Consider the following 12,453-nt stretch of genomic DNA (forward strand, 5'->3'; position numbering starts at 1 on the left):
GAGAGACACAATGGCATTATGGGGCGGAAGATTTACCCAGGCGGCAGATACTAGGTTCAAAGAGTTTAACGATTCATTGCGCTTTGATTACCGATTGGCCGAGCAAGACATTGTGGGCTCGATTGCCTGGTCGAAGGCATTGCTTTCAGTCAATGTGCTTAGCCAAGAAGAGCAGCAAAAGCTGGAACTGGCGCTCAACGAGCTTAAGCTCGAAGTGATGGAAGATCCGCACCAAATTTTGCGCTCGGATGCAGAAGACATTCACTCTTGGGTCGAGCAGCAGTTGATCGGCAAAGTGGGCGATCTGGGTAAAAAGCTGCACACTGGCCGTTCGCGCAATGACCAAGTGGCAACCGATCTGAAACTGTGGTGCCGTCAGCAAGGTCAACAATTGTTGCTGGCGCTCGATCGGCTGCAAGCCCAGATGGTTGGCGTGGCGAAACAGCATCAAGCCACAGTATTACCCGGCTACACCCACCTGCAACGTGCTCAGCCTGTAACGTTCGCTCACTGGTGCTTGGCATACGTTGAGATGTTTGAGCGCGACTATTCACGCCTGAGTGATGCTCTGCAGCGTTTGGACACTTGCCCGCTTGGCTCGGGCGCGCTGGCAGGGACTGCTTATCCGATTGATCGCGAGCAGTTGGCGCACAATCTCGGTTTTCGCCGCGCAACGCGCAACTCGCTCGATTCGGTGTCGGATCGCGACCACGTGATGGAGCTGATGTCGGTGGCGTCGATCTCGATGTTGCACCTCTCTCGCCTCGCGGAAGACATGATCTTCTATAACTCTGGTGAGTCCGGTTTTATTGAGTTAGCCGATACCGTTACTTCTGGCTCTTCCTTGATGCCGCAGAAGAAAAACCCGGATGCGCTGGAGTTGATTCGTGGCAAAACAGGTCGGGTTTATGGCGCATTGGCGGGCATGATGATGACGGTCAAAGCTCTGCCACTGGCGTACAACAAAGACATGCAGGAAGACAAAGAAGGGCTGTTTGACGCGCTCGATACCTGGAACGATTGTATGGAGATGGCCGCGCTCTGTTTTGATGGCATCAAAGTAAACAGTGAACGCACGCTGGAAGCGGCTAAGCAGGGCTATGCCAACTCAACCGAACTGGCGGATTATCTGGTCGCCAAAGGCATTCCGTTCCGTGAAGCGCACCATATTGTCGGGGTGGCGGTGGTCGGCGCAATTGCCAAAGGCTGCGCGCTGGAAGAGCTCTCACTTGATGAGCTGAAAGCCTTCTCGCCAGTGATTGAGCAAGATGTCTATCAGATCCTCACTATCGAATCGTGTTTGGAAAAACGCAGTGCCCTTGGCGGCGTATCACCCAAGCAAGTGGCTTACGCTGTGGAGCAAGCCGACAAGCGCTTAGCGCAGCGTGATGCCTCAGCGGTCAAAGTGCGTCCGGCACGTTTGACCGACATTGAAGCGCTCGAAAGCATGGTCGCTTACTGGGCCAATATGGGGGAAAACTTGCCGCGTTCACGCAATGAACTAGTGCGCGACATTGGCTCGTTTGCCGTGGCAGAGCATCAAGGCGAAGTGACTGGGTGTGCCTCTCTGTATGTGTACGATTCGGGCTTGGCAGAAATTCGTTCGCTAGGCATTGAGGCGGGCTGGCAAGGGCAAGGGCAAGGAACAGCGATAGTGCACTATTTGCTGGCGAAAGCGCGGCAAATGGCGATCAAAAAAGTGTTTGTGCTCACCCGTACGCCGGAATTTTTTATGAAGCAGAGCTTTATTCCCACCTCAAAATCATTGCTGCCAGAGAAGGTGCTAAAAGATTGTGACCAGTGTCCGCGTCAGCATGCGTGTGATGAAGTGGCGTTGGAAGTGAACCTTTTTGAGCAAGTGATTGCACGGGCGCATGTTGCATAGCTCTGTTTTTATTGACTATTTTAAGTTTCTTATAAAAAAGTTAAAAAAAGCGAATTTTTGCGGAACCAATATAAAGCAGTGCGGTCTACTTAGTACCACTGCTTTTTCTTAGAACGAATCTAAGAAGGCCCCGAAACCGGAATTGGTTTTGGGGCTTTTTTTATTTGCGCGCATCGTTTTGTCTCGCTCGCCAAGGCAAAATCACATACTTCATCCATAAATGCAGGAAGAGCAGAGCGTTAAACGCAAACCCCGCCACAATCAGCGCGATCGACTCAATAGAATTCGGTTGCTCTCGAAACGCCAACCACCAGACAATCCAGCACAGCACCGACAAAACGGTAAGCTGATCCATACAGCGCTTGCATCGCCCAATCTTTTGCCAGAACCAATGTTCACTACATGTTTTACAGCCCATTGCTTTCCTCCCACGCCACGGATGCCAGTATAAACATAAAAGGCAGAGAACCGAATCTTGGCCAAGTATGGCTTGATTATAAGCGTAGCTCTCCAGTATGGTAAAAAAGTTTTGATAGCTCTAATCGTTTAATGCTATGGTTTCAATAGTCAAATTCGATTGAGGTTGCGATGAATATCCGAGACTTGGAATATCTGGTGTCACTGGCGGAGCACAAACATTTTCGTAAAGCGGCGGAGGCCTGTTTTGTCAGCCAGCCGACACTGAGTGGGCAGATCCGTAAGTTAGAAGAAGAAATTGGCACCATTCTGTTGGAGCGTAGTAGCCGCCGAGTGCTGTTTACCGATGCGGGTTTGCAACTGGTCGATCAGGCGAAAGTGATCCTGCGTGAAGTAAAAACCTTCAAAGAGATGGCCAGTGGGCAAAATGGTGAAATGAGTGGTCCGATGCACATCGGTTTTATTCCTACCTTGGGACCCTATTTATTGCCACGTATTATTCCGCAGTTGAAAGAACGTTACCCTGAGCTGGAGCTGTTTCTGCATGAAGCACAAACGCAGCAATTGATCAGCCAACTGGAAGCGGGCAAGTTAGACTGCCTCATCTTGGCGTCGGTCGCGGAAACCGAGCCGTTCAAAGAGATCGACATTTATCATGAGCCGCTCAGTATCGCCGTGCCCTTAAATCATGAGTGGGCCAAACAAGATCAGTTGGACATGTTAGAGCTGAATGGCAAAACGGTGTTGGCGCTGGGGGATGGCCACTGCCTGCGCGATCAGGCCCTTGGTTTTTGTTTTGCGGCGGGCGCACGCGATGACGAGCGTTTTAAGGCCACCAGTTTAGAAACGCTGCGTAACATGGTGGCCGCTGGCGCTGGGATTACTTTGCTGCCGGAGCTCTCCTTGCCGAAAGAGAAAGAGAAAGATGGCGTCTGCTATCTCAAAGCGGTGAATCCGGTGCCGTCACGCAAAATTGTCTTGGCTTATCGCCCAGGTTCGCCACTGCGTGGGCGTTTTGAACAGTTGGCGAAAACCATCAGCGATATTCTCACTCAGCGAGCGTAACGGCGCGGTTGCATGTCAGATAAACAAAAGGTTGCTTCGCCAAGCAACCTTTTTACTTTATTGTTCTGGTAAGTGGGCTTAGAACAGCCCGTTATCACTGCCATCGCCAGAACTGGAATAGATGCTCTCTTCACTGTGCTCAGAGACGTACTGCGTTGGCTCCGTACCTTTGATGAAGTACTCGAACATCGAGCTCTCATCCACTTTGTGGGTCAAGAGGCCCGTGTCGCGATCAATGCGCACTCGTACGATGTCAGCTGGAACGACTTTCTCTTGCTGGGGCAGGCTATCAAGCGCTTGCTGCATGAAGTCGATCCACGCTGGTTGCGCGGTTTTTGCACCCGATTCAGCGCCTGAAATAACCTCCTTGCTGAGGTTACGGTTCAAGGTGGTTTTGCCCAGTGCGCGACTGTGGTCATCAAAACCGACCCAAGCAATCGCCACTAAACCAGGGCCATAACCGTTGTACCACGCGTCTTTTGAATCGTTGGTTGTCCCGGTTTTACCGCCAATATCGCGGCGGTTGAGGGTTTGGGCGCGCCAGCCTGTGCCATTCCACCCCGTACCTTCACGCCAGTTACCGCCGCCCCAAATGTTGCTGTACATCATTTCGCGCAGAATAAAGGCGTTCTGTTCACTGATCACCTGCGGCGCGTGCAAGTTATCTTCATCCTGCTCGTTAAACTGCTCGGCCTGCGGATCGCGGTTTGGCGTTTGGCATGCGTCGCGACAGATGGTTTTGGGTTGCGCTTCAATGACGGTATTGCCATAGGCGTCGTCAATACGGCTGATGTAAAAAGGCTCGACGTAGTATCCGCCGTTGGCGAATACCGAGAAACCTTGCGCCATTTTCATCGGCGTCAAACTGCCTGCACCAAGAGCAATGGTCTCGGAGCGAGGAAGCTGATCCAGTTCAAAGCCAAAACGGGTCAAATACTGGCGCGCTTCATCCAAACCGACTTCACGCAGCGTTCTAACCGCCATGACGTTTTTCGATGTGGCAAGACCAATTCGCACTCGCGTTGGACCTGAATAGGTCGGCGGAGAATTTTTAGGACGCCATGCGGTGCCTTGGCTCTCATCCCACTTGTTGATGGGTGCATCGTTGATTAAGGTCGCTAAGGTCATCCCTTTGTCGATCGCCGCGGAATAGATGAAAGGTTTGATGCTCGAACCAACCTGACGAACCGACATAGTGGCGCGGTTAAACTTGTTGTGCACAAAGTTAAAACCGCCGACCAGAGAAAGCACCGCGCCGTTTTCCGGGTTCATCGCAACAAAGGCGGTGTTGGCATTCGGTACTTGGCTTAGGTGCCAACTGGTGCTGGTTTCCCCTTGCTCATTGTGCTGGGTGATTTGACGCACCCATATTTGTTCCCCTGGGGCCAAAATATCGCTGGCGGTTTTCGGATCATCGCCCTGACGCTCATCGGTCAGGAAGCGTCGCGCCCAGCTCATGCCTTCCCAAGCAATGGTTTGTTGCTGCTGACGTTTGACCCAAACCGTGGCTTGCTTACCGCTCACTTTGGTCACAATCGCGGGGACCAGTTCACCATAGGTCGGCTGGTCATTGAGATGGCTGTCCATCTTCTCGCTGTCCCAAGGGGTCTGGTCTGCTTTCCACAGCACGCTTTCTGCGCCGCGATAGCCATGACGCTCATCGTAGGCCAGCAGGTTGTTGATCGCCGCGTTATTGGCGGCTTCTTGCAGCTTGGAATCGACCGTCATGTAGACATTCATGCCCGAGGTGTAAGCTTTCTCTTCGCCGTACTGCTGCACCATCCACGCGCGCGCTAGCTCAGCTACATACGGGGCATTGAGTTCAATCTCTGCACCGTGATATTGCGCGATCAAAGGTTCTGAACGTGCCGCGTCATACTCTTCTTGGCTGATGTACTTCTCATCCAGCATGCGCATCAACACCACATTGCGGCGATTGGTCGCGCGTTCAAGTGAGTAGAGTGGGTTGAGGGTCGAAGGGGCTTTCGGCATACCCGCCAGCGTGGCGATTTCACCCAGCGTCAAATCGTGCAGATCTTTACCAAAGTAGACGCGTGCCGCCGCGCCAAAGCCATACGAGCGGTAACCAAGGAAGATTTTGTTGACGTACAGCTCCATGATCTCCTGCTTGCTCAGCAGTTGCTCAATGTGGATAGCAATAAAGATCTCTTTCACTTTGCGCATCAACTTCTTCTCATTGGAGAGGAAGAAGTTACGTGCCAACTGTTGGGTAATGGTACTCGCCCCTTGCTTGGCGGAGCCTGACATGGCCACGACCAGCGCCGCTCGGGTGATACCAATCGGGTCGATGCCGTAGTGGTCATAAAAACGGCTGTCTTCCGTGGCGATCAGCGCGTTAATCAACTGACGAGGAATTTGTTCGTAGGTGACCGGAATTCGGCGTTTCTCACCAAATTGTGCGATCAACTTGCCATCTTGGCTGAAGACCTGCATCGGGGTCTGCAATTCCACATTTTTTAATGCCGCCACATCTGGTAGGTCGGGTTTAACGTATTGATAAAACCCAAATATTGTAGTGACTCCAAGAATTATGCAAACCAATGCAAAGATAAGTAAACGCTTTATGAACTTCACCGGAGAATCCCTGTTTAGTTGAGGCTGTATGACGGCAAACCCTTGTACTCTAGGCTAAAAATTTAGCTCTTGCGTTATTAACTCTCATTTGACGGCTAATAACAACCTTTTGAGCTAAGAAAATGGGAGCAGTTGGAGATGGGTAAACCCTTAGTTACCGGGATTGATATTGGTCATCGTAGCCTCAAGGCTGTCATTCTGAAACCCGCAGGAAATAGCTATGCCTTGCTGGGATATAAAGAAATTGTATTTGAGCGCGCTATTGTCGCCGAAAACCACACTCTGAATCATCAGGAAATTGTCAATACGCTTAAAGTCCTGAACAAAGAGTTGCCGCGTTTCCGTCGTCAGGTGGCGCTGGCCGTGCCGGATAGTGCCGTGATCAGCAAGCAATTGCAAATTGAACCGATAGAAGATGAGAAAGAGTGTGAAATCGCCATTTTGCAGGCTTTTTCCCATCAATCGCCATTTCCGGTCGATGAGCTGAATATTGATTATGTGCGCTTGCATGAACCCGCGCAGAGTAAAAGCGCCAGCCAGAGCGTGCAGATCTTTGCCACCAAAAAAGAGGTGGTCGAGAGTCGGGTGCGCGCTGCGCGAGCGGTGAGGTTGAAACCGGTGTTGGTGGATATGCACGCCCACTGCTTGTTTAACCTGCGAGATCTGGCGGCGCAGCGATACCCAGACAAAAGTGCTTTTTGTTTGTTGGATGTCGGTGCGCAATCCACCTCGCTGATTATTCATCAGCGCGAGAAAACGCACTTCATCAAAGAGTTTGCATACGGCGTTGAGCACCTGAACGCTGCGATTGGCGATGAGTTCAGTGCCCATGATGCGCAAGAGAAAACCGAGCGCTTTATAGTGGAGATGGTGGATCGCGTCGCGCGTCAGTTGCAGCTCTTTCAGTCCATCAATAGCCAAGACAAGCCACAAGGGCTTTGGTTGTGTGGCGAGGGAGCGGCGACGCCTCTGTTGCTCGAGGCGCTCTCTCGTCGTTTGTCGTTGGAGTGCGAACTGCTCAATCCGCTCGGTCTGTTTGAGATGAAAGTGGCACGCAAAAAACGTCGCAGTGTTGACTGGCACCACTTTTCGGTCGCCGCTGGGCTAGCCATCGGTGGGATTCAATGGTTGGAGAACAAACATGAAGCACACCATTAACCTTCTGCCGTGGCGCGAATATCAGCGAGAAGAGCATCGACGCCGTTTTGTTGGGGTGCTGATTTTAGGTGTGCTGATCGCGGTGGCGATTCAGTGGGGGATCGGCCAATACGTGAATTATCAGCAGCGCTTGCAGCAAGATCGCCTCAACTACCTAAACCACTACATCGCCCAATTGGATCAGCGTATCCAAGCGATGAAGATCGCTAAAGAAGAACACGGCCAGATCTTAGCGCGTCTGAAGGTGGTGGAATCACTGCAAGCGCAGCGTAACAACACCACTGAATTGATGAACCTGATGCCAAATGTCATCCCTGAAGGGGTTTACGTCGACAAGATCAAAATGAGCGACCAGCAAGTGGAAATGGCGGGCATTAGCGACAGCACGGCGCGCCTTGCCACCATGTTGGACAATCTAGAGCGATCGGAGGCGATTTACGACGTTGAGATGCACTCCATCGTGCATGGCAAAGAGCGTTTTGGCAAAGCGTTTCAGACCTTCACCGTCTCTTTTATGTTTGGCGTGAAACCACAACCCGTACCGGTACTGGCGGAGGCAAATCATGGTTGATTGGCAGGATCTCGATATCGACGAAATTGCGGAGTGGCCATTGTTGCCACAAAGCTTGGTGGTGCTACTACTGATGATGATCATTCAGGGCTTTGGCTACTGGTTCTATTTGCAACCCGAGCAAGAGGCGTTGCAACGGGCGGTGGAAGAGGAGCAAAACCTCAAAGTCGCGCTGCGCATCAAAGCCAACAAAGCGGCCGCCTTGCCACAGCTTCAGTCTCAGTTGGATGAGTTGTCAAAACGCTACGACTATTTGCTCCAGCAACTGCCCGCGCAAAAGGAGCTAGCGACCTTGCTCGCGTCGGTCAATGAACTCGGGCTTGAAAACGATCTCACTTTTACCCGCATCGATTGGGGGGAAAAACTGAGCAAGGACTTCCTATATCAGCTCCCTCTCAACATTGAACTGACCGGGAATTACAACGACATCGGCCAGTTTTCCCAAGCGATCGCCGAGCTGCCGCGCATCATTAGCTTTAGCGACGTCACTTGGCAGCGGGTCAGTTTGGAAAGCAGCACACTGCATTTTCGCGTTAAAGCCAACACGTACCAGTTTAAGCCGGAGGTGACCCATGAAAAGTAGCGGGTGGATGTTCTTGGTTGTGTTGCTGTTGGCAGGCTGTCGCGCCAACAGTGACTCTTTAGATGACTTTTTGCGTCAGGTGGAATCACAGGCTCGCCAAGAGGTCGCCAAGCTCAAACCTGAAGAGGAATACGTCGCGACATCGTACGCTTCGGCGGCGCTGCGCTTGCCATTTGAACTGCCCAAAGAAGCGGTGATAGCCACCCAGCCGGTGGTGAAAAAAGAGTGCTGGCAACCCGCTGATCGCACGCGATCCGGACGCTTAGAACGCTACCCGCTCAGCCAACTGCGTTTAAAAGGCATCATGGGCAGCGGTAACTCCGTTTCCGGCTTAGTGCAAACTCCGCAAGGAACGGTCGAACGTGTGCTTGCGGGGCAATACATTGGGCAGAACAACGGCAAAGTGACGCTGATTACCCCCTCGTATTTAATGATCAATGAAACCTTACCCGATGGGCTAGGTTGTTGGCAGCAGCGTAAAGTCAAGCTGGCATTGAGATAGGCAAAGATACCACTAGAAGTGATTTGAGAAATGACCATGAAGAAAGGAATGATTCGATTACAGGCTCCGCTACGCCAATTAATGTGCCTGTTTGCTGTCTGCCTCTTTGCCACGTTTGCAAACGCGCAGTCAGAGAATAACGGCCAGTCAGCGAGTGAGAATGCGCTGAAAGGCATTGATTTCAGAACCAACCAGAATAAAGCGGCAGTAATTATTGTCGAGTTGGCTTCGCCTGCCGCGGTGGTGGATCTTAAACCTGTGCAGGAGGGGCTCAGCATTGAGCTGCTCAACACCCGCGTCAGCGACGAACAGCTCTATCTATTAGACGTAAAGGACTTCTCGACGCCGGTTGAAAGTGTTGAAGTGTTCCGCGATGTGTCAGCGACGCGGTTGTTGGCGTCTGTCTCGGGGGAGTTTCACCATGAGTATCGTTTGACTGGGCGCTATTTGGAAGTGACGGTCAGTCGCATAGAAACTCCGCAGCAAGTTGAGGAGAAAAGCATCCTTGAAAAAGAGGGCAAGCTTATCTCGATCAACTTCCAAGACATTCCGGTGAGGAACGTCTTGCAACTGATAGCGGACTACAACGGTTTTAATCTAGTGGTCTCCGATTCGGTCACGGGCAATCTGACGCTGCGTTTGGATGGCGTGCCGTGGCAGCAAGTACTCGACATCATTTTGCAAGTCAAAGGGCTCGACAAGCGGGTGGAAGGCAATGTGGTGCTGATCGCGCCAAAAGAAGAGTTGGATTTGCGTGAAAAGCAGCATCTGGAAAAGCAGCGTTTGGCGGAAGAGCTAGGCACGCTTAAATCGGAAATCATCAAGGTGAATTTTGCCAAAGCGTCGGACATTGCCGAGATGATCAGCGGCACGGAATCGGTCAGCATGCTGTCCGAGCGCGGCAGCATTGCGATTGATGAACGCACGAACTCCTTGCTACTACGAGAACTGCCGGAAAACATTGCAGTGATTCGTGAGATTGTCAATTCGCTCGATATTCCGGTCAAGCAGGTGCAAATTGAGGCGCGTATTGTCACCGTCAATGAAGGTAATTTGGATGAACTGGGCGTACGCTGGGGCTTCACCTCGATCAACGGTAGCCACACGGTGGGCGGTTCGATCGAGAACAACTTGGCGAGCATCGGTTTGTACAATGCGGCCGGTGGCGGTTCTGGCTCAGGAGGCGATAGCGGTGGCGGCTCTAGCAGTATCGACGATTTTCTCAACGTCAACCTCGGTGCAACCTCCGGCAATGCATCGAGCATCGCTTTCCAGGTCGCCAAGCTGGGTTCGGATCTGCTGCTTGATTTGGAACTGTCGGCGCTGCAGCGAGAGTCAAAAGCGGAGATCATTTCCAGCCCACGTTTGATCACCACCAATAAAAAGCCCGCCTACATCGAACAAGGGACCGAAATTCCCTATCTGGAATCGTCCTCCAGTGGCGCGACCACCGTCTCGTTTAAAAAGGCGGTGCTGAGTTTGAAAGTCACACCACAGATCACCCCAGATAACCGTTTGGTGCTCGATCTTAGCGTCACGCAAGACAGGCCGGGTGAAGTGGTGAAAACGGGCACGGGTGAAGCGGTAGCGATTGACACCCAACGTATCGGCACTCAGGTGTTGGTTAACAATGGTGAAACCGTGGTTCTCGGCGGCATTTTCCAACACAGCATCACCAGTACGGTCGACAAAGTGCCTTTGCTGGGCGACCTACCGTTGCTCGGCGCGCTGTTTCGCCGTAGCTATGAAAATATCGGTAAACGGGAACTGTTGATCTTTGTGACGCCAAAGGTGGTTATTCAATAGTTGTCTCTCTCCCCTGACCGCAGATAGGGTCAGGGGAGCGTAATTAGATCAAAAATAAAGTTGCAATAGTGTCACCATACCTTGATAATTTCGGGTCTTATCACGAATGTCTGTGAGGAATTGGTGCCACAAGCCTTGAAATATCAGCATTACGCTGAACCATTCTTGTGGCGATGTCATTGAATTAACGTTGTAAATTACTGCTAAACATGGCTGAGAAACGTAATATTTTCCTTGTTGGCCCGATGGGCGCTGGCAAAAGCACAATTGGTCGCTACCTGGCTCAACAACTCCATATGGAATTTCTAGATTCCGATACGGTTATCGAAGAACGTACTGGTGCTGATATCGCTTGGGTATTTGATGTTGAGGGCGAAGAAGGTTTTCGCAAACGTGAAGAAACGGTTCTTAACGACCTGACACTGGAACAAGGTATCGTACTGGCAACAGGCGGTGGCTCGGTAAAGAGCAAAGAAAACCGCAATCATCTTTCTGCTCGCGGTATTGTTGTTTACCTAGAAACAACGATAGAGAAACAACTCGCTCGTACCAACCGCGACAAAAAACGTCCTCTACTGCAGACGGACAATCCACGTGAAGTGCTGGAAGCACTTGCCGAGGAGCGCAACCCTCTTTATGAGGAAATCGCAGATTACACAGTGCGCACTGATGATCAAAGCGCAAAAGTGGTAGCCAACCAGATCGTAAAAATGCTAGAAGAGAGATAAATCAACTATTTCTTTTTAAGTGGAGTGCAACCATGGAACGGATTACGGTCAACCTTGCTGAGCGTAGCTACCCAATCTCTATCGGCGCCGGGTTATTTTCAGACCCGGCGTACCTTTCTTTCTTATCCTCTGGTCAGAAAGTGGTGGTGATCACCAACGTCACCGTAGCACCTCTCTATGCGGACAAAATCCTCTCCTTATTAGATCAACTCGGCTGCCAAGCCTCACTGCTCGAATTACCCGACGGTGAACAGTACAAAACGCTAGAAACGTTCAACCAAGTGATGAGCTTTTTGCTGCAAGGCAACTTCAGCCGTGATGTGGTTGTTGTGGCATTGGGGGGCGGCGTAATTGGCGATTTGGTCGGTTTCGCTTCGGCGTGTTACCAGCGCGGCGTTGACTTCATCCAGATCCCTACCACCTTACTTTCCCAAGTGGACTCCTCGGTAGGGGGCAAAACCGCCGTCAACCATCCGCTGGGTAAAAATATGATCGGCGCTTTTTACCAGCCCAAATCGGTGATTATCGACACCGATTGTCTTAGCTCGCTCCCGGCACGCGAATTTGCGGCAGGCATGGCGGAAGTGATCAAATACGGCATTATTTACGATGCGGCTTTCTTCACTTGGCTGGATGAAAACCTCGACAAACTCTACGCGCTCGACGAGCAAGCGCTTACCTACGCGATTGCTCGCTGCTGCGAGATCAAAGCCGAAGTGGTGGCGCAGGACGAAAAAGAGTCGGGCATTCGTGCCTTGCTCAATCTTGGTCACACCTTTGGTCACGCTATCGAAGCGCAAATGGGCTATGGCAACTGGCTGCATGGCGAAGCCGTCGCGGCTGGTACGGTGATGGCGGCGCGCACGGCGCAGCTGCAAGGCATGATTACTGCGGCGCAGTTTGAGCAAATACTCTCTATACTTAAACGAGCTAAGTTGCCGGTGCACACGCCAGAAAGCATGTCATTTGAAGACTTTATGACGCACATGATGCGTGATAAAAAAGTATTGTCCGGAAAACTACGCCTAGTTCTCCCCAACGGGATCGGCACCGCCGATGTGGTGGCCGATGTACCTCAGGAAGTGATCCGTCAGGCCATCGAAGAGTGCCGCATAAGTGATTAAACTGGCCTTTGAGTAGCTC

11 protein-coding genes are annotated in these 12,453 nt (G+C 51.6%); 9 read left to right on the plus strand and 2 right to left on the minus strand.

Annotated features, from left to right (window positions below):
- Positions 1-10: 10 nt before the first annotated feature.
- Entirely contained in the window at positions 11-1,885 is a 1,875-nt protein-coding gene (gene argH / locus I3X05_RS01385) for an argininosuccinate lyase (protein WP_045569764.1), read from the plus strand.
- A 160-nt stretch (positions 1,886-2,045) separates the two neighbouring features.
- On the opposite strand, the gene I3X05_RS01390 is transcribed toward argH, so the two are convergent.
- Complete coding sequence (locus tag I3X05_RS01390; RefSeq protein WP_045569763.1) at positions 2,046-2,303, minus strand: DUF3624 domain-containing protein; 258 nt, start codon at positions 2,301-2,303, stop codon at positions 2,046-2,048.
- A gap of 170 nt (positions 2,304-2,473) precedes the next feature.
- On the opposite strand from I3X05_RS01390, the gene oxyR reads away from it, so the two are divergent.
- Complete coding sequence (gene oxyR / locus I3X05_RS01395; protein ID WP_045569762.1) at positions 2,474-3,367, plus strand: DNA-binding transcriptional regulator OxyR; 894 nt, start codon at positions 2,474-2,476, stop codon at positions 3,365-3,367.
- A gap of 78 nt (positions 3,368-3,445) precedes the next feature.
- Here oxyR and I3X05_RS01400 read toward each other — a convergent pair whose 3' ends face one another.
- Positions 3,446-5,962 (minus strand): penicillin-binding protein 1A, encoded by a 2,517-nt coding sequence (locus tag I3X05_RS01400; protein WP_045569761.1) that lies wholly within the window; start codon positions 5,960-5,962, stop codon positions 3,446-3,448.
- A 138-nt stretch (positions 5,963-6,100) separates the two neighbouring features.
- Here I3X05_RS01400 and pilM point away from each other — a divergent pair, with 138 nt between their 5' ends.
- From pilM to aroB, 7 genes are all read left to right on the plus strand, one after another.
- Positions 6,101-7,120 carry a type IV pilus assembly protein PilM gene (gene pilM / locus I3X05_RS01405; protein WP_045569760.1) on the plus strand — a complete coding sequence of 340 codons (1,020 nt, stop codon included), beginning with the start codon at positions 6,101-6,103 and terminating at the stop codon, positions 7,118-7,120.
- Positions 7,104-7,691: a PilN domain-containing protein gene (locus I3X05_RS01410; protein ID WP_045569759.1), complete on the plus strand. Its 588-nt coding sequence runs from the start codon at positions 7,104-7,106 to the stop codon at positions 7,689-7,691. Before pilM ends, I3X05_RS01410 begins: the two co-directional genes overlap by 17 nt.
- Positions 7,684-8,274: a type 4a pilus biogenesis protein PilO gene (locus I3X05_RS01415; RefSeq protein WP_045569758.1), complete on the plus strand. Its 591-nt coding sequence runs from the start codon at positions 7,684-7,686 to the stop codon at positions 8,272-8,274. The genes I3X05_RS01410 and I3X05_RS01415 overlap by 8 nt, the downstream gene beginning before the upstream one ends.
- Positions 8,264-8,776, plus strand: coding sequence for a pilus assembly protein PilP (locus I3X05_RS01420; protein WP_045569757.1), 513 nt, complete (start codon positions 8,264-8,266; stop codon positions 8,774-8,776). The genes I3X05_RS01415 and I3X05_RS01420 overlap by 11 nt, the downstream gene beginning before the upstream one ends.
- Before the next feature lie 48 nt (positions 8,777-8,824).
- Positions 8,825-10,582: a type IV pilus secretin PilQ gene (locus I3X05_RS01425; protein ID WP_425304491.1), complete on the plus strand. Its 1,758-nt coding sequence runs from the start codon at positions 8,825-8,827 to the stop codon at positions 10,580-10,582.
- Between the two features lie 209 nt (positions 10,583-10,791).
- Complete coding sequence (aroK, locus tag I3X05_RS01430; RefSeq protein WP_045569755.1) at positions 10,792-11,310, plus strand: shikimate kinase AroK; 519 nt, start codon at positions 10,792-10,794, stop codon at positions 11,308-11,310.
- A gap of 32 nt (positions 11,311-11,342) precedes the next feature.
- Positions 11,343-12,434 carry a 3-dehydroquinate synthase gene (gene aroB, locus I3X05_RS01435; RefSeq protein WP_045569754.1) on the plus strand — a complete coding sequence of 364 codons (1,092 nt, stop codon included), beginning with the start codon at positions 11,343-11,345 and terminating at the stop codon, positions 12,432-12,434.
- The last annotated feature ends 19 nt before the right edge of the window (positions 12,435-12,453 follow it).

The organism is Vibrio navarrensis (assembly GCF_015767675.1).
Lineage (GTDB): Bacteria > Pseudomonadota > Gammaproteobacteria > Enterobacterales > Vibrionaceae > Vibrio.